The following is a 24,298-nucleotide window of genomic DNA, read 5'->3' on the forward strand; positions in this document are numbered from 1 at the left end:
CTACTTCCCGGCCCGGCGCCCCTCGGAGTACAGCGTGGCCAGCTCGCTGTCGTCGAGTCCGCCCAGCAGCGCCGCGGGGTCCTCGTAGGTCGCCACGGCGCCCGCGCCGGTCAGCTCGGCGGCGCTGACCCCGCCCGACAGCACGCCGACGGTCCGGACACCGGCCTTGGCCGCGGCCTGCACGTCCCAGACGGCGTCGCCCACGAAAACGGTGTCCTCCGGCGCGGTGCCGGCGCACTCGAGCGCCGCGAGGACGGGGTCCGGGTCGGGTTTGGTGGCCTCGACGTCGTGGCCGGCGACGATGCCCGTCACCACGTCGTCGACGTCGAGCACGCGCCGCAGCACCTCCAGCTCGTCGGGTCCGGCCGAGGTGGCGAGGACGACGCGGACGCCGCGCCCGGCCAGGGTGCGGACCAGCTCCGGCGCGCGGTCGAACGGCCGCAGCAGCCCGGACTGTTCGCGGTAGAGCTCGCTGTGGCGGCGCTTCACCTCGTCGCCGATGCGTTCGGCGTCACGTGCGCCGAGCAGCGCTTCGAGCAGCTTGGCCGTCCCCATGCCGATCGCGCGGTGGACGCGCCAGGAGTCCACGGGCCGGTCCGCCTCCTGGAACGCCCGGCACCAGGCGTGGACGTGTAGGTAGTTCGAATCGACGAGCGTGCCGTCGACGTCGAACAGGACTGCCGTGGCGATGGCTGCCTCCCGGGGTCGCGAACGGTTCCCACCCGGGTACCCCGTGCGACGCCCGGCTGAACCCCTCAGCGCCCCCGCAGGTGCGGCTTCGCCAGCCCGACCGCCCCGAAGACGATCAGGGCCAGTCCCGCGAGTGACACGATGATCTCCAGCACGGGCACCCGGGCGTCGTTCGTGACGAGGGTGACGACGCTGGAGCCGAGCAGCAGCACGCCGGCGGCCACGCTGAGCCAGCAGAGCGCAGCGGTCCGCGGGATGACGTTCCACCGCCTGTCCTCGGCCATCGCACCTCCTCGGGGAGAGATCGTGCCGGCACCGGTGCCCGCGGGCCAGGCCCGGCGAATCGCGTTCGTCAGCCGACCACGACCGTGAGGTCCGAGCGCGGCAGCAGTTCGCCGATCACGGGGTGGCCGGGCACCTCGCCGGCGACCAGCAGGCCGCCGGACGTCTGCGCGTCGGCGAGGAGCAGGGCCTCGGTCTCGTCGGCCCGCGACAGGTCCGCGTGCGGCCGGACCCAGTCGAGGTTGCGCCGGGTGCCGCCGCTGACGTAGCCGTCACGCAACGCCTCGCGCGCGCCGTCGAGGTACGGCACGGCCGCCGGGTCGATCCGGGCGGTGACGCCGCTGGCGCGAGCCAGCTTGTGGAGGTGGCCGAGGAGCCCGAAGCCGGTGACGTCCGTGGCACAGACCGCTCCGGCGGCGAGCGCGGCCAGCGAGGCTTCGCGGTTGAGCGTGGTCATCACGGCGATGGCCTGCTCGAACCGCTCGCCGGTGGCCTTGTGGCGCGAGTTCAGCACCCCGGTGCCCAGCGGCTTGGTCAACGTGAGGGGAACTCCGGCGCGGCCGGAGTCGTTGCGCAGCAACCGGTCCGGGTCAGCCGTGCCGGTGACGGCGAGGCCGTACTGGGGTTCCGGGGAGTCGACGCTGTGTCCGCCCGACAGGTGGCACCCGGCCTCACCGCAGATTGCGAGCCCGCCACGCAGGACCTCGGCGGCCAGCTCGAACGGGAGGACCTCCCTCGGCCAACCGAGCAGGTTCACGGCGACGACGGGGGTGCCGCCCATCGCGTAGACGTCGGAAAGCGCGTTGGCGGCGGCGATCCGGCCCCAGTCGTAGGGGTCGTCGACCACCGGCGTGAAGAAGTCCGTGGTCGCGATGAGCGCGACACCACCGGAGATCCGCACCGCCGCCGCGTCGTCGCCGGCGTCGAGCCCGACGAGCAGCTCGCCGGTGGGGTCCACGGGCTTCGCGTCCGTGAGACCGCTGACGACGGTTTCCAGCTCGCCGGGCGGGATCTTGCACGCGCAGCCACCACCGTGGGCGTACTGGGTCAGGCGGACGCTCATGGGCCTCATCATGCGCGAGCGGCTCCGGCTTGGCAGGATGGCGCCATGCCCAAGGGAGGCGTCTCCGGCCTGGTGGCCGGCGCGGTCTTCAAAACCGTTGAGCGGCAGGTCCTGCCGCTGGCGGGTTCGATTCCCGTCCGTCTCCGCCATGGCTGACCCGCGGCGGGCGATCCCGCGCACCGACGCCGTGCTCGCCGAGCCCCGGATCGCGAAAGCCGCCGAGACGCTCGGGCGGGACCTGGTGAAGTCGCTGGTCGTGGCCGCGCAACAGCGGGCGCGAGCCGGGGAGATCGGGCCTGGTGACGTCGTCGACGAAGTCCTGACCCGGCTGCCCGCAACCGGTGCCTCGCTGCGACCCGTGCTGAACGCGACCGGCGTGCTCGTGCACACCAACCTCGGCCGCGCGCCGCTGTCGGCCGCCGCCCTCGACGCGGTCGTCGCCGCGAGTGGGACCACCGATGTCGAGTTCGACCTGCGGACCGGCGAACGCGCGAAACGCGGCCGCGGTGCCCTGGCGGCGTTGTCCGCCGCGGTGCCGGGCGCGGTGCACGTGGTCAACAACAACGCGGCCGCCTTGCTGCTGTGTGCCCTGGTTCTGGCGCAGGGCAAGGAGATCGTGGTCAGCCGCGGTGAGCTGGTCGAGATCGGCGACGGCTTCCGCATCCCCGACCTGCTCGAGTCGACCGGCGCGCGGCTGCGCGAAGTCGGCACGACCAACCGCAGCTGCGCCCGTGACTACGCGGCCGCCGTCGGCCCCGCCACGGGGTTCGTGCTGAAGGTCCACCCCTCGAACTACCGCGTCACCGGCTTCACGTCCGAGGCGAGCCTCGCCGAGCTGGCCGGGCTCGGCGTGCCGCTGGTCGCCGACGTCGGGTCCGGTCTGCTGGCCCCCCACCCGCTGCTGCCCGCCGAACCGGACGTCACGACCGCGCTGGCCGACGGCGCGGACGTCGTCACCGCGAGTGGCGACAAGCTCCTCGGCGGCCCGCAGGCCGGGCTGCTCTTCGGCGACGCCGGGCTGATCGAACGGCTGCGGCGCCATCCCGCCGCCCGCGCGCTGCGCGTGGACAAGCTGACGCTCGCCGCACTCGAAGCGACCCTGCGTGGTCCGCGGCCGCCGGTGCGTGCCGCGCTCGACGCCGACGCCGGGGAACTGCGCGCGCGGGCCGAAGCGCTGGCCGCGCAACTGCGCTCGGCCGGGGTGGCCGCCGAGGCCGTGGACTCGACGGCGGTCGTCGGGGGTGGTGGCGCACCGGGCGTCGAACTGCCGAGCGCGGCCGTCGCGCTACCCGCCCGCTATGCGGCGGTGTTGCGGCTGGGTGAGCCCGCGGTGGTCGGCCGGATCGTGCGCGACCGCTGCCTGCTCGACCTGCGCACGGTCCGCCCAGCCGACGACCCGACGCTGCGGGAGGCCGTGCGCCGATGCGGGTGATCGCCACGGCCGGGCACGTGGACCACGGGAAGTCCACGCTGATCCGCCGGCTCACCGGCATGGAGCCGGACCGGTGGGCCGAGGAACGCCGCCGCGGCCTGACGCTGGACCTCGGCTTCGCGTGGACGCGCCTGGGCGGCGAGGAGATCGCGTTCGTCGACGTGCCCGGCCACCGACGGTTCGTGCCCAACATGCTCGCGGGGATCGGCCCGGTGCCGGCGGTGCTGTTCGTCGTCGCGGCCGACGAGGGCTGGAAACCGCAGTCGGCCGAGCACCTGGCCGCGCTCGACGCGTTCGGGGTCGGGCACGGCCTGCTCGTCGTCACCAAGGCCGACCGCGCCGATCCCGCCGCGGCCACGGCGCAGGCGCTGCGGGAGATCGCGGCGACGTCGCTGGGCGAGGTGCCCGCGGTCGCCGTGAGCGGCACGACCGGTGCCGGACTCGACGAGCTGCGGGCCCGGTTGACGAGCCTCGCCGCGGGCCTGCCGCCGCCGGATCCGGACGCGGACGTGCGGCTCTGGATCGACCGCGCGTTCACGATCAAGGGCGCCGGCACCGTCGTCACCGGCACGCTCGGGGCCGGCGCGCTGCGCGTCGGCGACGAGCTGGCGCTCGGCGAGACCCGCGTCCGCGTGCGTGGCCTGCAGTCGCTCGGTGAACCGCGCGAGAACGTTTCCGCCGTGGCCCGCGTCGCGGTGAACCTGCGCGGCGTCGCCCGGGACACGGCCGAGCGCGGTGACGCACTGCTCGCCCCCGGCGCGTGGCGGACCACGGCCGAGCTCGACGTGCGGCTGCGCGGAGCGCCCGCCGCCGACCTGCACCGGCACCTGGTGGTACACCTCGGTTCCGCCGCGGTGCCCGCCCGGGTCCGGCCGCTGGGCCCGGACACCGCACGGCTGCTGCTCGCGAAGCCGCTACCCCTGCGCGTCGGTGATCGGGGACTGCTGCGCGACCCGGGCGAGCACCGGATCCCGGCCGGGTTCGACGTCCTCGACGTCCGGCCGCCGGACCTGGGCCGCCGCGGCGCCGCGCGAGCGCGGGGCGCGGAGCTGGCGGCTCCCGAGCCCGGCTGGGATCTGCTGCGCCGCGAGGGTTTCGTGCGCCACGAGGACTTTCCCGCGCTGGGCCTGCCGGAGGCCGGGGTGCGGCTCGGCGGCTGGCACGCCGACCCGGCGCGGCTCGCCCGGCTGCGCGAGGAGGCGCCGCAGGTGGTGGCCGCCTGGACGCGCGAGCAGCCGAACACCGCGGGCCTGCCCGTCGAGGTCCTCCGGCAGCGCCTGGGCCTGCCGGCCGCGGAGCTGGTCCCGGCGGTCCTCACCGAAGGCCTGACCGTGGCCGGCGGACTGGTCCGGCGCCCCGGCGCGGGCCTGAGCGCGAGCGTCGAGCGCGCGTTGGCCGTGCTCGAGAAGCGGTTCGCCGAAAACCCGTTCCAGGCGCCGGAAGCCGACGAACTGCGCGAACTCGGCCTGGGACCACGGGAGCTCGCCGCCGCCGTCCGGCTGGGCCGGCTGAGCGCGATCACCGACGGCGTGGTGCTCGGCCCCGACGCGCCGCGGCGGACCGCGGAAGTGCTGGCCGCACTGGACGAGCCGTTCACCGTGTCCGAAGCCCGGCGCGCGCTCGGCAGCACCCGCCGCGTGGTGGTTCCGCTGCTGGAACAGCTGGACGCGCTCGGCGCCACCGAACGGCTCGCCGACGGCACCCGCCGGTCGTGTGGTTAGACCTGCGGATCACGGGTACCACGACTACTGTGCGGAGCATGGGCGTCAGGCAGTGGATCGAGGGCTGGCCGGTCTATCGGCAGCTGACCGGTCCCGACCGGACGGCTCGCTCCGCGGCGGCCAAGTCCGCCGGCTCCCAGACCTGGCACGCCCGCACCGAAGACGCCGACGAAGTGGTCCGCTCGATCTGCCCGTACTGCGCGGTCGGCTGCGGCCAGAAGGTGTACGTCAAGGACGGCGCCGTCACCCAGATCGAGGGCGATCCCGACTCACCGATCTCGCGCGGCCGCCTGTGCCCCAAGGGTTCGGCCAGCAAACAGCTCGTGACCAGCCCGAGCCGCGTCACCGAAGTCCTCTACCGCCGCCCGTACGCCTCGGACTGGGAGCGCCTGTCGCTCGACGAGGCGATGGACATGATCGTCGACCGCGTGCTCAAGACCCGCGACGAGACGTGGCAGGACGTCGACGAGAAGGGCCGGCGGCTCAACCGCACGCTCGGCTTCGCCAGCCTCGGTGGTGCGACGCTGGACAACGAAGAGAACTACCTGATGAAGAAGCTCTACACCGCGCTCGGCGCGATCCAGATCGAGAACCAGGCGCGTATTTGACACTCCGCCACGGTTCCCGGTCTGGGGACCTCCTTCGGTCGTGGTGGCGCCACGACGTTCCAGCAAGACCTCGCCAACGCCGACTGCATCGTCATCCAGGGCTCGAACATGGCCGAGTGCCACCCGGTCGGGTTCCAGTGGGTGATGGAGGCGAAGGCCCGCGGCGCGAGGATCATCCACGTCGACCCGCGGTTCACCCGCACCAGCGCGGTCTCGCACGTCCACGCGGCGCTGCGGGCCGGATCGGACATCGCGTTCCTCGGCGGCCTGATCAACTACGTCCTGAGCCGTGACCTGGATTTCCGCGAGTACGTACTGGCCTACACGAACGCCTCGGCGATCCTGCGCGAGGACTTCGCCGACACCGAGGACCTCGACGGCGTCTTCTCCGGCTACGACCCGCAGCGGCGTCAGTACGACATGACCACGTGGGCCTACGAAGGCGCGCCGACGGTGCCGGCGGCCGGCTCGACCGACCCGGAGCAGCCCGGCGAGCCCGGTTCGGAGACCCACCACGGCGGCGAGGGCCACCAGAGCACCGCCCGGGCCGACTCGTACGGCAGCGGCGGCGCGGCGGTCAGCAGCAAGCCGAAGACCGACGAGACGCTGCAGCACCCGCGGTGCGTGTTCCAGGTCCTCAAACGGCACTTCGCCCGCTACACGCCCGAAGCCGTCGCCGACGTCTGCGGGATCCCGGTCGAGCAGTTCACCGAGATCGCCGAGGCGATCACCACGAACTCCGGCCGCGAACGCACCACGGCCTGGGTCTACTCGGTCGGCTGGACGCACCACACCGTCGGCGCCCAGTACATCCGCACGGCGTCGATCCTGCAGACGCTGCTGGGCAACATCGGCCGGCCCGGCGGCGGCATCCTCGCGCTGCGCGGGCACGCCAGCATCCAGGGCTCCACCGACATCCCGACGTTGTTCAACCTGCTGCCCGGCTACATCCCGATGCCGCACGCGCACCAGCACCAGGACCTCGCCGAGTTCGTCGCGGCCGACGCGGGCAGCACCGGGTTCTGGGGCAACATGAAGGCGTACACGGTCAGCCTCCTCAAGTCCTACTGGGGCGATTCGGCCCGGCCGAGCAACGACTTCCGCTTCGACTACCTGCCGCGCCTGACCGGTGACCACGGCACGTACGCGACGGTGCAGAAGCAGATCGAGGGGGAGTGCAAGGGCTACTTCCTGGTGGGGGAGAACCCGGCGGTCGGCTCGGCCAACGGCAAGCTCCAGCGGCTCGGCCTCGCCAACCTCGACTGGCTGGTGGTGCGGGACCTGCAGCTGATCGAGAGCGCGACGTTCTGGAAGGACGGTCCGGAGATCGAGACCGGTGAGCTGAAGCCCGAGGAGATCGGGACCGAGGTCTTCTTCCTGCCCGCCGCGGCGCACACCGAGAAGGACGGCAGCTTCACCAACACCCAGCGGCTGCTGCAGTGGCACCACAAGGCGGTCGAACCGCCCGGCGACGCCCGCAGCGACCTGTGGTTCTACTACCACCTGGGCCGGCTCATCCGCGAACGCATCGGCGACGACCCGCGCGACGCGCCGATCCGCGACCTGACCTGGAGCTACCCGACCGAGGGCCCGACGGCCGACCCGAGCGCGGAGTCCGTGCTCGCCGAGATCAACGGCCACGGCCCGAACGGCCCGCTGTCGGCCTACACCGAGATCAAGGACGACGGCTCGACCTCGTGCGGCTGCTGGATCTACTGCGGCGTGCGCGCGGACGGGCACAACCACGCGGCGAACCGGCAACCCGGGTCCGAACAGGACTGGGTCGCCAAGGGCTGGGCCTGGGCGTGGCCCGCGAACCGGCGGATCCTCTACAACCGCGCTTCGGCGGACCCGGACGGAAAGCCGTGGAGCGAAAGGAAAAAGCTGCTCTCCTGGGACGCCGAGGCGGGCAAGTGGGTGGGCCCGGACGTCCCGGACTTCGAGCCGACCAAGGCACCGGACCACGTGCCGCCCGAGGGTGCGAAGGCGCAGGACGCGCTCGGCGGCGGTGACCCGTTCATCATGCAGACCGACGGCAAGGCCTGGCTCTACGTGCCCGCCGGGCTGGCCGACGGACCGCTGCCCACGCACTACGAGCCCTTCGAGAGCCCGGTCGACAACGCCCTGTATGGCCAGCAGGAATCGCCGACGCGGCAAACGCTGGAGAGCGAGTGGAACCCGTACAACCCGGCGCGCAGCGCGGTGTACCCGTACGTGTTCACGACCTACCGGCTCACCGAGCACCACACGGCGGGCGGGATGAGCCGGACGCTGTCGCACCTGGCGGAGCTGCAGCCGGAGTTCTTCTGCGAGGTCTCGCCCGCACTCGCGGCGGAGCGGGGCCTGGAAAACGGTGGCTGGGCGACCATCGTCTCGGCTCGCACGGCGATCGAGGCCCGCGTGCTCGTGACCGACCGGATCAAGCCGCTCAAGGTCCGCGGCCGGACCATCCACCAGGTCGGCCTGCCGTACCACTGGGGTCCCAACGGGCTCTCCCGCGGCGACGCGGCCAACGACCTGCTCTCGATCGTGATGGACCCGAACGTGCACATCCAGGAGGCCAAGGCGGCCACCTGCGACATCCGCGCCGGACGGCGGCCCCGGGGGCCGGAGCTGCTGGATTTCGTGGCGGAGTACCGGAGGCGAGCGGATGGCTGAGTACGGCACCCAGGCCAGGATGGGGTTCTTCACCGACACGTCGGTGTGCATCGGCTGCAAGGCGTGCGAGGTCGCCTGCAAGGAGTGGAACGGCGTCCCCGAGGCCGGCGGGCTCGACCTGCTCGGCATGTCGTACGACAACACCGGCGACCTGGGGTCGAACACCTGGCGGCACGTCGCGTTCATCGAGCAGCCGACACCCGAACCCCAATCCCCTCCCAAACCCGCTGTGCAGCTCGGCATGCCGACGGTCGGGGCGCCGGTGCAGCAGCCTGGCTCGGATGAGGAATCCGGCGTGCGCTGGCTGATGTCGAGCGACGTCTGCAAGCACTGCACGCACGCCGCGTGCCTCGACGTGTGTCCCACGGGCGCGTTGTTCCGCACCGAGTTCGACACCGTGGTGGTGCAGCAGGACATCTGCAACGGCTGCGGCTACTGCGTGCCCGCTTGTCCGTACGGCGTCATCGAAAAACGCGAGAGCGACGGGCGCGCGTTCAAGTGCACGCTCTGCTACGACCGGCTCGGCGCCGGTCTGGAACCCGCGTGCGCCAAGGCGTGCCCCACCGACTCGATCCAGTTCGGCGAGCTGTCGCAGCTGCGCGAGCGCGCCGCGTCCCGGGTCGACGCGCTGCACGAGGCCGGCGTGGGCGAAGCCCGGCTCTACGGCCACGACCCGGACGACGGCGTCGGCGGGGACGGCGCGTTTTTCCTGCTGTTGGACGAACCCGAGGTCTACGGGTTCCCGCCCGACCCGGTCGTGACCACCCGCGACCTGCCGGCGATGTGGAAGCGCGCCGCGACGACCGCGGCCGGTGTGGCCGCGGCGCTGGTCGTGTCGTTCCTGGGCCGGCGCCGATGAGCCCCCGCCGCGAACGCGCGATGGTCGAACCCGCCGAGTTCCGCTCGTACTACGGCCGGCCGATCCTCAAGGAACCCGCCTGGAAACAGCCGGACGTGCCCCTGTACCTGTTCCTCGGCGGCGCCGCGGGCGCGTCGGCGACGATGGCCGCGCTGGCGGACCTGACGGGACGCCCGGGGGTGGCCCGGGTCGGGCGGCTGGTGGCGTCGGGCGGTTCGATCGCGAGCGTCGTCGCCCTGATCCACGACCTGGGGAAGCCGACGCGGTTCCTGAACATGCTGCGGGTGCTCAAACCGACCTCGCCGCTTTCGGTCGGCTCGTGGATCCTCTCGCCGTTCTCCGGCCTCGCGGCGGTCGCGGCCGTGTCGGAGGCGACCGGAATCCTGCCCCGCGTCGGCCGGCTCGCCGGAGCGGGCGCGGCCGTGCTCGGCCCCGCGATGTGCACCTACACGGCGGTCCTGCTGGCCGACACGGCGACACCTTCGTGGCACGAAGCCCACGGCACACTGCCGATCCTGTTCGCGGGCAGCGCCGTGACCAGTGGTGCGGGGGCCGTGCTCATGACGGTGCCGACGGAGGAGAACGGCCCCGTCGTCCGCGCCGGCCTCGCCGCGGCCACGGCGGAGCTGCTCGCCGAGCACCACCTGGAAACCGGGCTGGGCCTGGCCTCGGAGCCCTACCGCACGGGCCGCGCCGGCAAACTGCTCAAGGCGGCCAAGGCCCTCACCGCGGCCGGTGCCGTGCTGTCGGTGGCCGCCCGGCGCAGCCGCGTCGCCGGTGTGGCCGCGGGTGCCGCTTACCTGGCGTCCGGGTTGTGCACCCGCTTCGGCGTGTACGCGGCCGGTGTGGAGTCCACCAAGGACCCGAAGTACGTTGTGGTGCCGCAGCGGGAACGGCTGGCTCGCCGGGCGGAGAGCTGACCCTCGAAGCCCAGCTCAGGACGATTCGGTGCCGAGCAGCCGGTGGACGGCGTCGGCGTCGGCGTATTCCTGCTCGGGCAGCTTCCCGAGGTGGCCGATGACCTGGTCACCGGCGCCCTGTGCGGCCGCGCGGCGGAGCAGTTCGTCCCGGCCGCAGGGGTACTCGACCTCGGTCAGGTAGTCGCGGTAATCGAACACGCTTCCTCCTTGACGTGACTCGGTTTCCGGCTCGGTTCCGGCCCGGCCGGCGTCGTCGCCGGGCCCGGGTCGCCTGGATCATGGTTTCCCCGCGCCGAGGGCGCCAAACCCCGGCGCCCCGGTCCGGCGCGGGTCGGTCACGACGGTTGTTCTTCGGCGGTGTGCAGCGGCCGGACTGTCGCGTCGGGTTGCCGCGACAGCGGGGTCAGCGGCAGGGTCGGGATCTCGGCCACCCGTTCCAGGTGGCGCAACAGGATCCCCTCGCGCAGCGCCCACGGGCAGACCTCGACGCGGTTCACGTCGAGAGTGCCGGCTCGGGCTCGACGTCGCGGCCCAGGACCAGCTCCATCGATCCGCCGCCGATGTCGACGAGCAGCAGCCGCCCGGCCGACCAGCCGTACCAGCGGCGCGCGGCGAGGTAGGTCAGGCGCGCTTCCTCCTGGCCCGAGAGGAACTGCGGGCGGATCCCGGACACGGCCTGGATGCGGTCGATGACCTCGTCGCGGTTGGCCGCGTCGCGGATCGCCGCGGTGACGAACGGGTACAGCTGATCCACGCCCATGCGCACGGCGGCGTCCACGGCCCGCCCCACAGCCTCGGCCACCCGCGCGATGCCGGTTTCGCCCAGTGCGCCGTTGACGAGCAGCTCCTCCGCCACCAACGGCGGCTCCTTCACCGCGTGCGCGGGCAGCGGCGGCGCCCCCGCGGACACGTCCACTGCCTTGAGCTGGGCGGAATTCGACCGATGTCCAATACGGCCAGTCTCATCCCTTCGGGACACCCCGGCCGGGCCGGCTCACACGCGAAAGAGCGGCCGACGGGTGAAGCGGCGTTTCCCGCGCGGTCACGCGGGTACCAGTGGGCATGTCATCGGCCCAGGGAGCCGCACCGCCGGATTCGACCGACCTCGCCCGGTTGCGGCGCGCGGCCGCGGACTGCACGGGATGCGAGCTGTACCGCGCCGCGAACCAGACGGTGTTCGGCGAAGGACCACGCCGGGCCGAGGTGTTCGTCGCCGGGGAGCAGCCGGGCGATCAGGAGGACAAGCAGGGCAAGCCCTTCGTCGGTCCGGCCGGCCGGCTGCTCGACGCCGCGCTCGCCGAGGCCGGGTTCGAGCGCGACGCGCTGTACCTCACGAACGCGGTGAAGCACTTCAAGTTCACCGAGCGTGGCAAGCGGCGCATTCACGACAAACCCTCGCGCACGGAGGTCGTGGCGTGCCGGCCGTGGCTGGTCGCGGAACTGCGGGCCGTGCGCCCGCGGCTGGTGCTGTTGCTGGGCGCCACGGCGGCCCAGTCCGTGTACGGCGCGTCGTTCCGGATCACCCGGCAGCGCGGGGAGGTGCTGGCTCCGCCCCCGGAGTTCGCCGGGCTGTTCGACCTCGCCGTGGCGACCGTGCACCCGTCGGCGGTCCTGCGCGCGACCGACCGCGAGACGGCCCGAGCGCAGTTCGTCGCCGATCTCGAAGCCGCGGGTGAGAACCTGGCCGCGACGGGGTAACCGGTGGGCATGGATGAATCCCTGGTCGTGATCGGCAGCGGTCCGGCGGGCACCAGCGCCGCGCGGGCCTACCGCGAAGCCGGTGGGAGGGGCCGGGTGCAGATCGTCTCCGCGGACCCGGACCCGCCTTACGCGCGGCCGCCGCTGTCGAAGGACTTCCTGCGCGGCGAATCCGCCGAACCTGATCTCGCGCTCGACGATCCCGGCCCGGACGTGGAGCTCGTCCTGGGTGATCCCGTGACGGAACTCGGCGGGCACGAGGTCCGCACGTCTTCCGGCGCGATCCTGCGGTTCACCCGCTGTGTGCTGGCGACGGGCGCGGAGCCCGTTCGCCCGCCGATCCCCGGGGTCGACCACCCCGACGTGCGGTGCCTGCGCTCCCTGGCCAGTTCGCGAGAGCTGCGGGCCGCGGCCGGGACCGCCCGCAGCGCCGTGGTGGTGGGGGCCGGTTTCATCGGCTGTGAGGCCGCGGTGTCGCTTTCCCGCCTCGGTCTCCAGGTCACGGTGCTCTGCCCCGAATCCGTGCCGCAGCAGCAGCGCCTCGGACGGGAGGCCGGTGAGCTGATCCTGCACTGGCTCAAGGCCGAAGGCGTCAGCGTGCTGCGGGAAACCCAGCTGGACGCCGTGTCCGAAGGGCACCGCGTGCACACGGAACTCGTACCCGCGCTCGACACCGACCTGGTGCTGCTCGCCACCGGAGTCCGGCCGTGCGTGGATCTCGCGGAAAAGGCCGGGCTCACGGTGGAGAACGGGCGGGTGCGCACCGACCAGCGGCTGCGTACCAGCCGGGCGGACGTCTACGCGGCGGGTGACGTCGCCTTCGCCTACAACCCGTCGGCGGGCCGCGCGCTGGCCGTCGAGCACTGGGGCGAAGGCCTGGCGATGGGTGAGGTCGCCGGCCGCTCGGCGGCGGGCGCGGAGGCGGTCTGGGACGCCGTTCCCGGGTTCTGGTCGGAAATCGGCGACCGCGTGCTGAAGTACGCGGCCTGGGGCGACGGGTTCGAGCACGCCCGGCCGGTGTCGGTCGACGGCGGGTTCACCGTCTGGTACGAGCGGCGTGGGACCGCGGTGGGTGTGCTCACGCACAACGCCGACGCCGACTACGAACGCGGTACCGAGCTGATTCGCGGTCACCGCCCGGTTCCCGGGCTTCGAACCGCCGCACGCTGATTCAGGACTCGACGATGACCTCCTTGCTGACGACCATCCCGCCCACGGAACCGGTTCCGGCGCCCCGGACCCTCACGTGGGTGGCGGCCGAACTGCGTGCGCTGCACACGAACGGCGCGCTGGACCTGCCCGTGCCCGCTCACGGTGACCTGCTGCGCCGCTGGACCGCGCTGGCGGCGTTCGGCCGGCGTGACCTCGCCCTCGCGCGGCTGGCCGAGGGGCACACCGACGCGGTGGCGATCCTGGCCGAAGCCGGGCGAAAACCGGAACCCGGTGCGCTGTACGGGGTCTGGGCCGCGAAGCACGCCGGCACCGGAGCCGAACTGGCCGACGGCACGCTCCGCGGCACGGTCCGTTTCTGCTCCGGCCTCACCTCGCTCGACCGCGCCCTCGTGGCGGCGGGAGACCGGCTGGTGGAGGTCGACCTGACCGAACCCGGCGTCGAACGCCGGCCCGAAGCCTGGCAGGCACTCGGGATGGACGCGTCCGACAGCGGCGACGTGGTGTTCCACGACCTCCCGGTGGAGGCCGACGCCGTGCTCGGGCCGCCGGGGTGGTACGTCGGCCGGCCGGGTTTCGTCTTCGGCGGCACCGGCGTCGCGGCCGTGTGGCTCGGCGGCGCCGCGGGGATCGTCGACGTTGTCCGGGAAACCTTGCGCACCAAGGCCGACGAGCACCAGCTCGCTCACCTCGGCGCCCTGCACACCGCCCTCGCCTCGGCCGACGCACTGCTCACGGCCACCGCCGCGACCCTCGAGACCGCGCCGGATCCCGCGCTGCTCAACGACACGTGCCGCGCGAGCGTGGAGCAGGCGGCCCGCGAGGTGCTCGACCGCGCACCACGCATCACCGGGCCGGCGCCACTGTGCCGTGATCGCGGGTTCGCCCAGCGGCTGGCCGATCTGCAGGTGTTCGTCCGCCAGCACCACGGAGAACGTGATCTCGCCGGGTTGGGCCGTCGTGTGCTGGAGGCACAGCCGTGAGGCCGATCGTGGCGGAAACCGAGTGGACGCGGGAGTTCGAGCCGTGGCCGGACGAGAAGTTCGCTCGCGCGCTGGTGGTCGCGGCGCACCCCGACGACGAAACGCTGGGCGCGAGCGGGCTCGTGCAGCACCTGCACGCCGCCGGCACGGCGGTGACCCTCGTCGTCGCGACCGACGGCGAAGCCGCGTTCCCCGGCGCCGGCCCGGACGAGCGTCGCGCGCTGGGCCGCACGCGCCGCGAAGAGCTCGTGCGGTCCCTCGCCGCCCAAGGCCTGGCCGACGTCGAGCCGATCTGGCTCGGGCTGCCGGATTCCGGCCTGGCCGAGCACGTCGGAGAGCTCACCGAGGCGCTGGGGGAGCACGCCGCCGGTCATGACCTGTGCCTGCTGCCGTGGCCGGACGACCCGCATCCCGATCACCAGGCGGCCGGGCGGGCCGCCGTGGCCGCCGCTCCCGTCTCCGCGCACTGCTGGGCCTACCCGATCTGGCTGTGGCACTGGATCCGGCCTGAAGCCCCGGACGTGCCGTGGCACCTCGCCCGCGCCCACGCGCTGACCCCCGCCCAGCGCCGCGCCAAGGCGGCCGGGATCGGCGAGTTCGTGTCGCAGCTCAAACCCGGTCCGCGCGGGGAGGCGCCGATCCTGCCACCGGAAGTGCTGGCGCACTTCGACCGGCCGCGGGAGACGTTCTTCCGCGTGCCACCCGGGCGCTCCGCGCCCGTGAGCCGGTTCGCCGAGCTGTACGCGGGTTCACCCGACCCGTGGGACGTTGCCGAGAGCTGGTACGAACGGCGGAAACGCGCGCTGCTGCTGGCCTGCCTGCCGCATGAGCACTACGGCACGATCGTCGAACCGGCCTGCGGGATCGGCGTGACGACCCGCGAGCTGGCCGCGCGGTGCGAGCAGCTCCTGGCGTCGGATCCCGTGCCCGACGCCGTGCGGCGCACCACGGCCGCGACCGCCGATCTGTCCACCGTGGAGGTCTCACCGGGATCCGTGCCCGACGTTCTGCCGCCCGGACCGGTGGATCTCGTGGTGTTCGGCGAACTGCTGTACTACCTCGGCGACGCCGACCTCACCGCCACGATCGACCGCGCCGTCGCGTGCCTCGGCACCGGCGGGGAGATCGCGGCGGTGCACTGGCGCCACTGGGCTCCGGAGGCGCCGCGTGACGGACGGGCCGCCCACCGCAGCCTGATCGAGCACCCGGACCTCGCGGTCGTGGTCGCGCACGAGGACGAGGAGTTCCTGCTGCACGTGCTGAGGCGCCGGTGATCGACGCCGTCGCGGTGGTCGTGCCCGCGCAGGACGAAGCCGCGCTCCTGCCCGGCTGCCTGGCCGCTCTCCGACGCTCGCTCAGGCAGGTTCCCGCCGGGATCGCCCGGCTCGTGGTGGTGGTCGCCGACCGCTGCACCGACGCGACGGCTGCGCTCGCGCGTGAAGCCGGCGCCCACGTGGTGGTGAACTCGGTCCTCACCACGATCGGCGCCGTGCGCGACCTCGGCTGCCGCACCGCTCTCGCCGCTGTGGCGCCGTCCGATCCGGCGCGAGTGCTGCTGCTGAACACCGACGCCGACACCGAGGTCTCTCCCACCTGGGCGGGCCGCCACCTCGACAGCGCCCGCGCCGGCTGGCACGCCACCGCCGGTCCGGCCGTGCTCTCCGCGCCGTTCCCCGGCAGCGTCGAGGCCGCGGCGCGCTACCGCGGCATCGTGGCCCGCGACCAACCCAACGTCTACGGCGCCAACCTCGCCGTCCGCGCCGACGCGTACCACGCGGCCGGCGGGTTCGGTGCGATTGCGACGGGCGAGGACCACGCCCTGTGGGCGCGTCTCGGCGAGGCCGGCTTCCGCCGCCGCCACGAACCCGACGCCGCGGTTTTCACCAGCCCCCGTCGGCGCGGCCGCGCACCGGGCGGGCTCGCCGAGCTGTTGCTCGAACTCACCACTGCCGAACCCGGAAACTGATCTTCGCGGTTCGGCCGAACAGCCGAGCGCCGTGCTGCAGGTGGCCGGTGATCATTGCCCGCCATTCGGGGAATGCAGTTTTGTCTCCCACGGAAAGTGTGAGTGCGGGAAGTTCGTGCGATTTCCTTTTTGGACGATCCTGGGCCTGCTGAAAAGCAATAACCTACTGTGAAGTAGGAAAACAATTGATCTTGTTCGGTCCGAAGTGGATTTCTCGCTCGCGAGGAAACCGGTTCCGGAAGATCAGGTGTTTTCGCGTCGATCGATGCGGGTAGCTGATTCGCATGACGCAGGCACAATCCTGTTCGCCTTCTTTCGGGGGCGGCGAGCGTGTCGAAGTCGCTACCGCAAGTATCAGGAGGAGCGGTTATGAAAGCTGGAACACGGATGGCACTCGGCGTCGCGGCCGGTTACATGCTGGGGCGGACGAAGAAGATGCGCCTGGCGTTGATGATCGCCGCCGCGGGGGCCACCGGGCGCTCCGGCGTGTCGCCGACGAAGCTGGTCCAAAGTGGTCTGAAGCAGCTGGGGTCGTCGGCCGAGGTCGGGCAGTTGACGTCGCTGGCGAAGGACGAGCTGCTCGGTGCGGCCAAGTCCGCCGCAGTGACCGCGGCCAGTGGGCGGATCGAGGCGCTCAGCGAGCGCCTGCAGGAGGGCGGCGGCCTGGGGCTGGGCAAGAAGTCCCGCGCCAAGGACGAGGACGAAGAGGAAGACACGGCCGAGGACCGCGCCGCGGAGGAAGAACCCGACGAGGAGCCGGACGAGGAGCCCGAAGAGAAGCCCAAGCGGCGCCGGGCCTCGAGCCGGAAGTCGGACGAAGACGAAGACGAAGACACGGCCGAGGACAGCGCGGAGGAAGAACCCGACGAAGAGCCCGAAGAGAAGCCCAAGCGGCGCCGGGCCTCGAGCCGGAAGTCGGACGAAGACGAGGACGAGGGCGCCGAGCGGCCGCCGCGTCGCCGATCGGGCGGCAGGCGCAAGGCCTCGTCCGACGGTGACGGAGACGGCCGGCAGCGTTCCGGCACGCGCACGGCGACCCGGCGCGCGCCCGTCCGCCGGGCCGGGAGGTGAACGCAGTGGTCACCAAGCAGGTGAAGAACGCCACGGACAAGGCCGGCAAAGCCACCGGCGCCGTCACGAAGACGGCGAAGAAGGCGACCGGCGGGAACTCCAACGAGCTGACCGACGCTCTGAAAGGCCTCGGCCAGGTGGCGCTGACCCGCGCGACCGGATCGCTGACGAAAAAGATCTCGTCCACGGCGGGACGGCTGGGTGACTTCGCCGAAGGCGGAGGCGGCGGGCTGCTCGAAGCGGTCACCGGCGGAAAGCCGAGTGTGAAGGGCGAGGCGATGAAGGGCGCCGTGAAAGGCGGGCTGTCCGGCATCGCGCAAAAGGTGCGCAACGCGTTCGGCGGTGGTGGCGGCAAGGGCAGCAAGATCAAGCTCACCAACATCGTCGAGGAGATCGACATCGGCGCGCCGCTGGAGCTCGTCTACGACCAGTGGACCCGGTTCACCGATTTCCCGCAGTTCATGAAGAAGGTCAAGAACGTCGAGCAGACCAGCGACGAGAAGACCGAGTGGAAGGCCCAGGTCTTCTGGTCGCACCGCAGCTGGGACGCCACCATCATCGAGCAGGTGCCCTACGAGAAGATCGTGTGGCGCTCCAAGGGGCAGAAGGGCCACGTCGACGGCGCGGTCACCTTCCACGAGCTCACCCCGGACCTCACCAAGGTCGTGCTCGTGCTGGCCTACCACCCGCAGGGGCTGTTCGAGCGCACCGGCAACATCTGGCGCGCGCAGGGCCGCCGGGTCCGGCTGGAGCTCAAGCACTTCCGCCGGCACGTGATGACCGAGGACCTGCTGCACCCCGACGACGTCGAGGGCTGGCACGGCGAGATCCACGACAGCCACGTCGTGGAGCCGGACGAGGACCAGGACGAGGGTCAGGACGAGGAGCGCGCGGACACCGAGGACGAGCAGGACTCCGCCGACACCGAGACCGAAGAGGACGAAGAGGCGGAGTCCGAAGAGGAACCCGCCGAGGACGAGGACTTCGACGAAGCCGCCGAGGAGGAGCCCGAGGAAGCCGAGGAACCGGAAGAGCCCGAGGAAGACACCGACGAAGCCGAAGAAGACACCGACGAGGTCGAAGAAGAGCGGCCTCGCCGGCGACGCGCCCGCGCTGGCGCCGGCAGTGGCCGAGGGAGCAGCCGATGACAACAGCCGTCCAGCCCGCCGGTGGTGGCGGGGGAATCGACCGTCCGAGCTCGAGCAGCCTTGCCGATGTGATCGACACGATCCTCGACAAGGGTCTTGTGATCGACGCCTACGTGCGGGTTTCCCTCGTGGGCATCGAGCTGCTCACGATCGACGCTCGGGTCGTGGTGGCCAGTGTGGACACCTACCTGCGCTTCGCCGAGGCGGTGAACCGGCTGGACATCTCCGGCACGGAGCAGAAGGGCCTGCCCGACCTGCTGGAGGACGTGACCTCCGGCGGTGCCAAGGCCAAGACCCGCGGTGCGCTCGAAGCGGCCGGCGACAAGCTGCGCGACATCATCGGCGACGACGAGGAAGAAGAAGAAGAGCCCGCGGGCAGAAGCAGGAAGGGGCGGTGAGCGTGACCACGAAGACGGACCCGCAGACCGACGACGAACCGACCGGCACCGAAACCGCCGTCTACGTGTACGGGATCGTGCCCTCCGATGTCGAGCTCGACGACGGCGTACGAGGGGTCGGCGACCCGCCCGCGGCGGTCACCACCGTCCACAGCGGACCAATCGCCGCGCTGGTGAGCGAGATCTCCCCGGAGACGCCGCTGGGCCGGCCCGAGGACCTCTCGGCGCACGCCGGGTTGCTGGACGCGGCCGCCGCGCAGCTGCCCGTGCTGCCGCTGCGCTTCGGTGCCGTGGTCGCCGATCTGGACGCGGTCAAGGAGGAGCTGCTCGACGCGAACGCCGATGACTTCGCCGCCGCGCTGGACCAGCTCGAGGGCAAGGCGGAGTACATCATCCGGGCCCGGTACGTCGAGCAGGCCATCCTGCGCGAGATCGTTTCGGAGAACGACCGGATGGGGCAGCTCGTCCGGGCGATCCGCGACAAGCCCGAGGACGCGACCCGCAACGAGCGGATGGCGCTCGGCGAGCTGATCTCCCAGGCCGTCGAGGCGAAACGGGCCGCGGACACCCAGCGGGTGGCCGACGAACTGGCGGACCTCGGGGTGGAGCTCGCCACGCGTCAGCCCACCCACGAGGAAGAAGCCGTGCACCTGGCGGTGCTCGCGGAGACCGACCGGCAGGACGAGCTGGAGGACGTGGTCGGCGAATTCGCGGACGAGTGGGACGGCCGGGTCGAGATCCGCCTGCTCGGGCCGCTCGCGGCGTACGACTTCGTCGTGACTCGGACGCCGGAGTAGCCGTGGGTCTGATATCGGGCATCCTCGGCCTTCCGCTCCTGCCGGTGCGCGGGGTGCTCGCGCTGGGTGAGCTGATCCGGCGCCGGGTCGAGGAGGAGTTGCACGACCCGGCCACGATCCGGCGGGAGCTGGAGGCCGTGCACGAGGCGCGGGCGGCCGGTGAGATCTCGGCCGAGGAGGAAACCGAGGCCCAGCAACAGATCCTGAACCGCCTGACCGGCGGAGGGCCCCGCGCACCGCAACCGAGGACGGGAGGAGGTGAGGTCGGATGAGCTCCGCGAAGGGAGACGGCCGGCGCACACCGGCGTCTCGGCGCCGTTCGGCGGACGAGGGTCTCGTGGCCTCGACGGCCGCGGGATCCGCGTTGCGGCAGCTGCGGGATCTGATCACGAGCGAGCCCGTGGGCGTCACGTCGGTCGAGCCGCTCGAGGAGGGCTGGCTGGTCGAGGTGGAGGTGATCGAGGAGCGGCGCATCCCGTCTTCGGCCGATCTGCTGGCGTTGTACGAGATCGAGCTGGAGCCCGGCGGCGACCTGCTCGCGTTCCGGCGGACGAGGCGGTACGCGCGGGGCAAGGCGGGCATCGGCAACGAGGGGAGCTGACATGGTTTCGGGGCAACCGGTGACCAGGTCCCAGGGCGGGCTCGGCGCCGCGGGCGGCCAGCCCGCGAACCTGGGTGACATTCTCGAACGCGTGCTGGACAAGGGCTTGGTCATCGCCGGGGACATCCGCGTGAACCTGCTCGACATCGAGCTGCTCACGATCAAGCTGCGGCTGGTGATCGCCTCGCTGGAGACGGCGCGCGAGGTCGGCATCAACTGGTGGGAAAGCGATCCGTGGCTGACCGGGGACAGCGGGAAGCTGCAGAACGAGAACCGCGAGCTGCGGGCCCGCATCGCCGAGCTCGAGTCCGGCGGGACACCGGCCCTCGAAGCGGAGTCCGAAAAGGACGGTGGGGACGAGGATGACTGAGGGGACCGGGATCTGGCTCTACGGCGTGACGCGGACCGTGGAACCGGAGGCGCTCGCCGGGGCGACGGGAGTGGCGGGGGAGGTGCCCCGCGCCGTCGAGGCGGCCGGGCTCACGGCCGTCGCCGGCACCGTGCCGCTGGGCTCGTTCGGCGAGGAAGCGTTGCGCCGCAACCTGGAGGACCTCGACTGGCTCGCCGCCGTGGCCCGCGCGCACGACGCCGTGGTCGCTTCGCTCGTGGCCCGCGGCCCGGTGGTGCCGGTCCGGCTCGCGACGGTGTACCACGACGACGCCTCGGTGCGCGAAGCCGTGTGCGAGCGGGCCGGGGACTTCGAGCGGGCGCTGGAGCACGTGTCGGGCCGCGTCGAATGGGGGGTCAAGGCGTTCCTGGAGACCGAGCCCGAGGCGGCCCCGGCCGCGCCGTCGGGGCAGGGCGCCGGCGCCGCCTACCTGGCCCGGCGGCGCACCGCGCTCGCCGCGCGAGAGGACCGGCAGCAACGCGCGTCGGACGAGGTGGCTCACCTGCACTCGGCGCTGTCGGAGCTCTCGGCCGACGCGTGCACGCACCCGCCGCAGAGCCGCACCATGACGGGGGAGCAGGGCCCGATGGTGCTCAACGGCGCCTACCTCGTCGAATCCTCCGCGGCCGAGCGGTTCGCCGAAGCGGTGGCCGCCTGCGGGCGTGACAGCGACGTGCTCACCGTGCAGCTGACCGGACCGTGGCCGCCGTACTCGTTTTCTTCCTTGGAGGGAGCATGACTTCACCGGCCCGCGTGGGTGAGCGCAATGTGGCCCTGATCGACCTGCTCGACCGCGTGCTCGCGGGTGGTGTGGTGGTGAGCGGGGAGATCACCCTGGCCATCGCGGACGTGGACCTCGTCCACATCTCCCTGCGCACGCTCGTCACGTCCGTCTCGGCGCTGCGACCCCACCATGAGTGAGGAGCGCCGGATCAACGCCGATCCCGAGACGGCCGAACGCAGCCTCGTCAGCCTCGTGCTGACCGTGGTCGAGCTGCTGCGTCAGCTGATGGAACGCCAGGCCCTGCGCCGCGTCGACGACGGCGACCTGCCCGACCCCAAGGTCGAGGAGATCGGGCAGACGCTGATGTACCTCGACCTGCGCATGGACGAACTGTGCGAGCACTTCGGCCTGGAACGGCGGGACCTGAACCTCGATCTGGGTCCGTTGGGTCCGCTGTTGTCCGAATAGCGGCTTCCCCGGGTGCGTTACGCCGAGTGTCCTGGTGGGCACCTTACGAGGGAAGATCCACCAGCGAGAGGAGCCGCGCGTGTCCCGCGCCGACCTGCCTGCCCCGGAGAGACTCAGCAGCGTGCTGGGCGGCCTCGCCCGCACGCTGCAGGCCGAACCCGACCTCGGCTCGACCCTCGCGGCGATCGTGAAGGCCGCGGTGGACCACGTCGAGGGCGCCGAGCACGCCGGCATCGCCCTCGTCGAGGACGGCGGGCGCATCCGCACCGTCGCCCCGACGGGTGAAGTCGTGCACACGGTCGACGACATCCAGTACCGCACCGGCCAGGGCCCCTGTCTCGACGCGATCGTCCGCCACCAGGTCTTCCGCACCGGCAACCTGCTCGACGAGCGCCGCTGGCCCGCCTTCACCCCCGAAGCCGCCGAGACCGGCATCCGCTCGATGCTCTCCTACCGCCTGTTCGTCACCGACGACACGCTCGGCGCCCTCAACCTCTACGCCGACCGGGTCGACGCCTTCAGCGACCAGACCGAACAGGACGGCCACATGTTCGCCACCCACGCGGCGATCGCCCTGGTCGGCGCGCGCACCGAGGCGCAGTTGCACGCCGCCATCGAGTCCCGCGACATGATCGGCATGGCCAAGGGCATCCTCATGCAACGCCACGACATCGACGCCGTGCAGGCGTTCCGCCTGCTGGTCGAATCGTCCCAGACCACGAACCTGAAGCTGAACGAAGTGGCCACCTGGCTGGTCGAGCACCGTCGCGAGGTGTGACCGCTTCGCGCGCGGGGACCGGTCCCGTCCGGATCCACCACACTGCCCACCATGCCCAGTCCTGTGTCGCTGCGGCGCACCGTCGCCCGGTTCGTGCCGAAGGTCCTGCTCGGGGTGGCCCTGCTGTACGGGGTCGCTTGCCTGATCACCGGAGGTGCGCAGCGCAGCGATGTCGCGGACGCCTACCGGATCGGGTTCGGGCACGAGGGTGCCGGCTGCGACGAGTACGTCGGGGTGCACCTGAGCGTCGACACGGGTGAGGCGTTGTCGTGCACGGCGTCGAGCGTCTCGTTCGGGGCCCCCATGGGCTTCGCGGGATTCACGCCCCAGCAGGACGGCGAGATCGGCGATCTGGTCCACCAGTTGGCGGCCGACGGGCTGACCGAGGCCGAGCAGAAACGGATCCAGACCCGGGTCGACGAAATCGCCGCGAGGGTGCCCGAGGCGAAGAAGCCGTACCACTACACGGGTCTGTGGGGGACCGGCCTGATGTGGCTGGGTGGCGCGATCATCGCGGCCGCGCTGGTGCTGTTCTTCACCCTGCGCCGGCGGCTGGAGGCGTGGCTCGCCGGGAAGGGGTGAGGGGTCAGGCGGGGTAGCGGGACTCGATCTCCGCGAGCTTGCGGTCGACGACCCGCTGCGCCACCGTCCGGGGAGAATTGCCGTCGGTGGTCAGGATTTCGCCGACGATGCGGTGCATCGCGCCGCGGACCTTCGCCCCGGCCTCGCCGGCGTCGGCCTCGAGGTCGCCGAACAGCGTCCACCACCACCAGGCGTTGGTGGCCGAGTTGGCGACGAAGTCGGGGATCACGGTCACGCCGCGCGCGGCGAGCGCGGCCTCGGCGCCCGGGGTCGTCGGCAGATTGGCCGCCTCGACGACGAGCCGGGCGCTCACGCGGTGCTGGTTCGTCTCGTCGAGGCAGTACGAGATGGCGGCGGGCACGAGCACATCGCACTCGACGTCGAGCCACGCGGCCGGCGGGAGCTCACGGTCGTCGGGGCGCAGCTGCGTCCGATCGACGCCGCCGAGCGGATCGCGGGTGCGCAGGAGCCGCTCGACGTCGAGGCCGGCGGGGTTGACGAGCACGCCGTTCGCATCGGCGATCCCGACCACGAGCACGCCCGCGCGTGCCAGGTACCGCGCGGTCGCGCCGCCCATGGAACCGAATCCCTGCACGAACGCGCGGCGGGCCGGCAGCCCGAGCCGGTCCAGCGCGGTGAGCGCGGCCTGGGCCACGCCGAGCCCGCCGACGAGCTCGGGCAGCGCGACCCCGTCGACGTCGATCGCAAACGCTTTCGCCAGCCGGGCGCGGGCCTCGTCGGCGTCGTCGAGCAGCGGGTACACGGCCTGCACGGAGCTGGTCAGGCCCAGCTCGGCGACCACCTCGTCGATCGTGTCCTGCCGCACGCCCAGGTCTTCACCGGTGGTCCAGTGCCGCTCGACGATGGCCCGCACCGCGGCGAGGAACCGCGTGAGCACGCCGCGCGCGTCGGGGTGGTGCGGGTTGCAGTCGATGCCGCCCTTGGCGCCGCCGAGCGGGACGTAGCGGGCGCCGGGTTCGAAGTGCAGCGCCTCCTTGCGCGTCATGCCCTCGGCGAGCCCGCGCACTTCCGCGAGCGTGCAGCCCTCGCGCATCCGCAGCCCGCCGCTGGACACCCCGCGCACCAGGCGGTCGATGACCACGAAGCCGGCGCGTCCGGTCACGGCGTCGGTCCAGGTGATCTGCAGGTGCGGCTGCCGTCCGGGCGGAGTCGACGTCATCGGGTCCTGTTCTGTTCGGGGTGCCGGCTCATCATGCAGCAGCGGCCAGGTTGCCCGCACCCGTCAAACTACAATGCTGTAGAAATACTACAGAGATGTCGAAGTATGGAGGG

At 72.3% G+C, this 24,298-nt stretch carries 29 protein-coding genes and 1 tRNA gene; 23 read left to right on the top strand and 7 right to left on the bottom strand.

All coding sequences use genetic code 11. From position 1 onward, the window contains the following. The 3 genes from ACWEOE_RS31410 to selD form a co-directional block, all read right to left on the bottom strand. Window positions 1-759, bottom strand: coding sequence for an HAD family hydrolase (locus tag ACWEOE_RS31410; protein WP_452015608.1), 759 nt, complete (start codon window positions 757-759; stop codon window positions 1-3). Beyond that, entirely contained in the window at window positions 756-974 is a 219-nt protein-coding gene (locus ACWEOE_RS31415) for a hypothetical protein (protein ID WP_452015610.1), read from the bottom strand. The genes ACWEOE_RS31410 and ACWEOE_RS31415 overlap by 4 nt, the downstream gene beginning before the upstream one ends. Window positions 975-1,042: 68 nt before the next feature. After that, window positions 1,043-2,035, bottom strand: a complete 993-nt coding sequence (selD, locus tag ACWEOE_RS31420; RefSeq protein WP_452015532.1) for a selenide, water dikinase SelD — start codon at window positions 2,033-2,035, stop codon at window positions 1,043-1,045. 54 nt (window positions 2,036-2,089) lie between these two features. Between selD and ACWEOE_RS31425 the strand changes: the two genes are divergently transcribed. The 6 genes from ACWEOE_RS31425 (at window position 2,090) to nrfD (ending at window position 10,233) form a co-directional block, all read left to right on the top strand. Then, window positions 2,090-2,184 (top strand) — tRNA-Sec (locus tag ACWEOE_RS31425). Continuing rightward, window positions 2,184-3,467 carry an L-seryl-tRNA(Sec) selenium transferase gene (gene selA, locus ACWEOE_RS31430; RefSeq protein ID WP_452015534.1) on the top strand — a complete coding sequence of 428 codons (1,284 nt, stop codon included), beginning with the start codon at window positions 2,184-2,186 and terminating at the stop codon, window positions 3,465-3,467. The genes ACWEOE_RS31425 and selA overlap by 1 nt, the downstream gene beginning before the upstream one ends. Next, window positions 3,458-5,188 carry a selenocysteine-specific translation elongation factor gene (selB, locus tag ACWEOE_RS31435; RefSeq protein ID WP_452015536.1) on the top strand — a complete coding sequence of 577 codons (1,731 nt, stop codon included), beginning with the start codon at window positions 3,458-3,460 and terminating at the stop codon, window positions 5,186-5,188. Before selA ends, selB begins: the two co-directional genes overlap by 10 nt. Before the next feature lie 38 nt (window positions 5,189-5,226). After that, on the top strand, window positions 5,227-8,454 hold the full coding sequence (gene fdh / locus ACWEOE_RS31440) for a formate dehydrogenase (RefSeq protein ID WP_452015538.1): 3,228 nt from the start codon (window positions 5,227-5,229) through the stop codon (window positions 8,452-8,454). Then, window positions 8,447-9,313: a 4Fe-4S dicluster domain-containing protein gene (locus ACWEOE_RS31445; protein WP_452015540.1), complete on the top strand. Its 867-nt coding sequence runs from the start codon at window positions 8,447-8,449 to the stop codon at window positions 9,311-9,313. Before fdh ends, ACWEOE_RS31445 begins: the two co-directional genes overlap by 8 nt. Next, complete coding sequence (nrfD, locus tag ACWEOE_RS31450; protein ID WP_452015542.1) at window positions 9,310-10,233, top strand: NrfD/PsrC family molybdoenzyme membrane anchor subunit; 924 nt, start codon at window positions 9,310-9,312, stop codon at window positions 10,231-10,233. The genes ACWEOE_RS31445 and nrfD overlap by 4 nt, the downstream gene beginning before the upstream one ends. Window positions 10,234-10,248: 15 nt before the next feature. On the opposite strand, the gene ACWEOE_RS31455 is transcribed toward nrfD, so the two are convergent. From ACWEOE_RS31455 to ACWEOE_RS31465, 3 genes are all read right to left on the bottom strand, one after another. Continuing rightward, window positions 10,249-10,431, bottom strand: a complete 183-nt coding sequence (locus ACWEOE_RS31455) for a DUF2795 domain-containing protein (RefSeq protein ID WP_452015544.1) — start codon at window positions 10,429-10,431, stop codon at window positions 10,249-10,251. A 137-nt stretch (window positions 10,432-10,568) separates the two neighbouring features. Beyond that, the gene (locus ACWEOE_RS31460; protein ID WP_452015546.1) at window positions 10,569-10,730 is read right to left on the bottom strand and encodes a hypothetical protein; all 162 of its coding nucleotides are present in this window, start codon (window positions 10,728-10,730) and stop codon (window positions 10,569-10,571) included. After that, complete coding sequence (locus ACWEOE_RS31465; protein ID WP_452015548.1) at window positions 10,727-11,143, bottom strand: Ppx/GppA phosphatase family protein; 417 nt, start codon at window positions 11,141-11,143, stop codon at window positions 10,727-10,729. The genes ACWEOE_RS31460 and ACWEOE_RS31465 overlap by 4 nt, the downstream gene beginning before the upstream one ends. A gap of 152 nt (window positions 11,144-11,295) precedes the next feature. On the opposite strand from ACWEOE_RS31465, the gene ACWEOE_RS31470 reads away from it, so the two are divergent. The 17 genes from ACWEOE_RS31470 to ACWEOE_RS31550 all read left to right on the top strand — a co-directional run bounded on the left by ACWEOE_RS31470 (window position 11,296) and on the right by ACWEOE_RS31550 (window position 23,005). Next, complete coding sequence (locus ACWEOE_RS31470) at window positions 11,296-11,931, top strand: UdgX family uracil-DNA binding protein (protein ID WP_452015550.1); 636 nt, start codon at window positions 11,296-11,298, stop codon at window positions 11,929-11,931. Between the two features lie 9 nt (window positions 11,932-11,940). Further along, window positions 11,941-13,101 carry an NAD(P)/FAD-dependent oxidoreductase gene (locus ACWEOE_RS31475; protein WP_452015552.1) on the top strand — a complete coding sequence of 387 codons (1,161 nt, stop codon included), beginning with the start codon at window positions 11,941-11,943 and terminating at the stop codon, window positions 13,099-13,101. A gap of 14 nt (window positions 13,102-13,115) precedes the next feature. Beyond that, window positions 13,116-14,084: an acyl-CoA dehydrogenase family protein gene (locus ACWEOE_RS31480; protein ID WP_452015554.1), complete on the top strand. Its 969-nt coding sequence runs from the start codon at window positions 13,116-13,118 to the stop codon at window positions 14,082-14,084. Next, window positions 14,081-15,358 (top strand): PIG-L family deacetylase, encoded by a 1,278-nt coding sequence (locus tag ACWEOE_RS31485; protein WP_452015556.1) that lies wholly within the window; start codon window positions 14,081-14,083, stop codon window positions 15,356-15,358. The genes ACWEOE_RS31480 and ACWEOE_RS31485 overlap by 4 nt, the downstream gene beginning before the upstream one ends. Beyond that, window positions 15,355-16,050: a glycosyltransferase gene (locus ACWEOE_RS31490; protein WP_452015558.1), complete on the top strand. Its 696-nt coding sequence runs from the start codon at window positions 15,355-15,357 to the stop codon at window positions 16,048-16,050. Before ACWEOE_RS31485 ends, ACWEOE_RS31490 begins: the two co-directional genes overlap by 4 nt. A 369-nt stretch (window positions 16,051-16,419) precedes the next feature. Further along, window positions 16,420-17,121: a hypothetical protein gene (locus ACWEOE_RS31495; protein WP_452015560.1), complete on the top strand. Its 702-nt coding sequence runs from the start codon at window positions 16,420-16,422 to the stop codon at window positions 17,119-17,121. Further along, window positions 17,118-18,269, top strand: a complete 1,152-nt coding sequence (locus tag ACWEOE_RS31500; protein ID WP_452015562.1) for an SRPBCC family protein — start codon at window positions 17,118-17,120, stop codon at window positions 18,267-18,269. Before ACWEOE_RS31495 ends, ACWEOE_RS31500 begins: the two co-directional genes overlap by 4 nt. Next, a complete protein-coding gene (gene gvpJ, locus ACWEOE_RS31505) occupies window positions 18,266-18,667 on the top strand; it encodes a gas vesicle protein GvpJ (protein ID WP_452015564.1) in 402 nt (133 codons plus the stop codon). Before ACWEOE_RS31500 ends, gvpJ begins: the two co-directional genes overlap by 4 nt. Window positions 18,668-18,669: 2 nt before the next feature. Further along, a complete protein-coding gene (locus ACWEOE_RS31510) occupies window positions 18,670-19,464 on the top strand; it encodes a GvpL/GvpF family gas vesicle protein (protein WP_452015566.1) in 795 nt (264 codons plus the stop codon). A 2-nt stretch (window positions 19,465-19,466) separates the two neighbouring features. Then, complete coding sequence (locus ACWEOE_RS31515; RefSeq protein ID WP_452015568.1) at window positions 19,467-19,736, top strand: gas vesicle protein GvpG; 270 nt, start codon at window positions 19,467-19,469, stop codon at window positions 19,734-19,736. Further along, a complete protein-coding gene (gene gvpO, locus ACWEOE_RS31520) occupies window positions 19,733-20,065 on the top strand; it encodes a gas vesicle protein GvpO (protein WP_452015570.1) in 333 nt (110 codons plus the stop codon). The genes ACWEOE_RS31515 and gvpO overlap by 4 nt, the downstream gene beginning before the upstream one ends. 1 nt (window position 20,066) lies before the next feature. Then, a complete protein-coding gene (locus tag ACWEOE_RS31525) occupies window positions 20,067-20,435 on the top strand; it encodes a gas vesicle protein (RefSeq protein ID WP_452015572.1) in 369 nt (122 codons plus the stop codon). Further along, window positions 20,428-21,192: a GvpL/GvpF family gas vesicle protein gene (locus ACWEOE_RS31530; protein WP_452015574.1), complete on the top strand. Its 765-nt coding sequence runs from the start codon at window positions 20,428-20,430 to the stop codon at window positions 21,190-21,192. Before ACWEOE_RS31525 ends, ACWEOE_RS31530 begins: the two co-directional genes overlap by 8 nt. Further along, window positions 21,189-21,374: a gas vesicle protein gene (locus tag ACWEOE_RS31535; protein ID WP_452015576.1), complete on the top strand. Its 186-nt coding sequence runs from the start codon at window positions 21,189-21,191 to the stop codon at window positions 21,372-21,374. The genes ACWEOE_RS31530 and ACWEOE_RS31535 overlap by 4 nt, the downstream gene beginning before the upstream one ends. Continuing rightward, window positions 21,367-21,645, top strand: coding sequence for a gas vesicle protein K (locus tag ACWEOE_RS31540; RefSeq protein ID WP_452015578.1), 279 nt, complete (start codon window positions 21,367-21,369; stop codon window positions 21,643-21,645). The genes ACWEOE_RS31535 and ACWEOE_RS31540 overlap by 8 nt, the downstream gene beginning before the upstream one ends. Before the next feature lie 79 nt (window positions 21,646-21,724). Beyond that, on the top strand, window positions 21,725-22,423 hold the full coding sequence (locus tag ACWEOE_RS31545; RefSeq protein ID WP_452015580.1) for a GAF and ANTAR domain-containing protein: 699 nt from the start codon (window positions 21,725-21,727) through the stop codon (window positions 22,421-22,423). Between the two features lie 51 nt (window positions 22,424-22,474). Further along, window positions 22,475-23,005 carry a hypothetical protein gene (locus ACWEOE_RS31550; RefSeq protein WP_452015582.1) on the top strand — a complete coding sequence of 177 codons (531 nt, stop codon included), beginning with the start codon at window positions 22,475-22,477 and terminating at the stop codon, window positions 23,003-23,005. Window positions 23,006-23,009: 4 nt separating this feature from the next. Here the strand turns inward: ACWEOE_RS31550 and ACWEOE_RS31555 are convergent, their stop codons facing one another. After that, window positions 23,010-24,185, bottom strand: a complete 1,176-nt coding sequence (locus ACWEOE_RS31555; RefSeq protein WP_452015584.1) for a Glu/Leu/Phe/Val dehydrogenase dimerization domain-containing protein — start codon at window positions 24,183-24,185, stop codon at window positions 23,010-23,012. Window positions 24,186-24,298: the final 113 nt, after the last annotated feature.

The sequence above is a fragment of the Amycolatopsis sp. NPDC004368 genome (assembly GCF_053602515.1).

Coding starts and splice junctions, on each gene's coding strand:
- ACWEOE_RS31535 (WP_452015576.1), top strand. CDS start 21,189: ATGACTTCACCGGCCCGCGTGGGTGAGCGCAATGTGGCCCTGATCGAC.
- ACWEOE_RS31470 (WP_452015550.1), top strand. CDS start 11,296: ATGTCATCGGCCCAGGGAGCCGCACCGCCGGATTCGACCGACCTCGCC.
- ACWEOE_RS31550 (WP_452015582.1), top strand. CDS start 22,475: ATGCCCAGTCCTGTGTCGCTGCGGCGCACCGTCGCCCGGTTCGTGCCG.
- ACWEOE_RS31445 (WP_452015540.1), top strand. CDS start 8,447: ATGGCTGAGTACGGCACCCAGGCCAGGATGGGGTTCTTCACCGACACG.
- ACWEOE_RS31540 (WP_452015578.1), top strand. CDS start 21,367: ATGAGTGAGGAGCGCCGGATCAACGCCGATCCCGAGACGGCCGAACGC.
- nrfD (WP_452015542.1), top strand. CDS start 9,310: ATGAGCCCCCGCCGCGAACGCGCGATGGTCGAACCCGCCGAGTTCCGC.
- ACWEOE_RS31480 (WP_452015554.1), top strand. CDS start 13,116: ATGACCTCCTTGCTGACGACCATCCCGCCCACGGAACCGGTTCCGGCG.
- gvpO (WP_452015570.1), top strand. CDS start 19,733: ATGAGCTCCGCGAAGGGAGACGGCCGGCGCACACCGGCGTCTCGGCGC.
- selA (WP_452015534.1), top strand. CDS start 2,184: ATGGCTGACCCGCGGCGGGCGATCCCGCGCACCGACGCCGTGCTCGCC.
- ACWEOE_RS31415 (WP_452015610.1), bottom strand. CDS start 974: ATGGCCGAGGACAGGCGGTGGAACGTCATCCCGCGGACCGCTGCGCTC.
- selD (WP_452015532.1), bottom strand. CDS start 2,035: ATGAGCGTCCGCCTGACCCAGTACGCCCACGGTGGTGGCTGCGCGTGC.
- ACWEOE_RS31555 (WP_452015584.1), bottom strand. CDS start 24,185: ATGACGTCGACTCCGCCCGGACGGCAGCCGCACCTGCAGATCACCTGG.
- ACWEOE_RS31475 (WP_452015552.1), top strand. CDS start 11,941: ATGGATGAATCCCTGGTCGTGATCGGCAGCGGTCCGGCGGGCACCAGC.
- ACWEOE_RS31525 (WP_452015572.1), top strand. CDS start 20,067: ATGGTTTCGGGGCAACCGGTGACCAGGTCCCAGGGCGGGCTCGGCGCC.
- gvpJ (WP_452015564.1), top strand. CDS start 18,266: ATGACAACAGCCGTCCAGCCCGCCGGTGGTGGCGGGGGAATCGACCGT.
- selB (WP_452015536.1), top strand. CDS start 3,458: ATGCGGGTGATCGCCACGGCCGGGCACGTGGACCACGGGAAGTCCACG.
- ACWEOE_RS31530 (WP_452015574.1), top strand. CDS start 20,428: ATGACTGAGGGGACCGGGATCTGGCTCTACGGCGTGACGCGGACCGTG.
- ACWEOE_RS31495 (WP_452015560.1), top strand. CDS start 16,420: ATGAAAGCTGGAACACGGATGGCACTCGGCGTCGCGGCCGGTTACATG.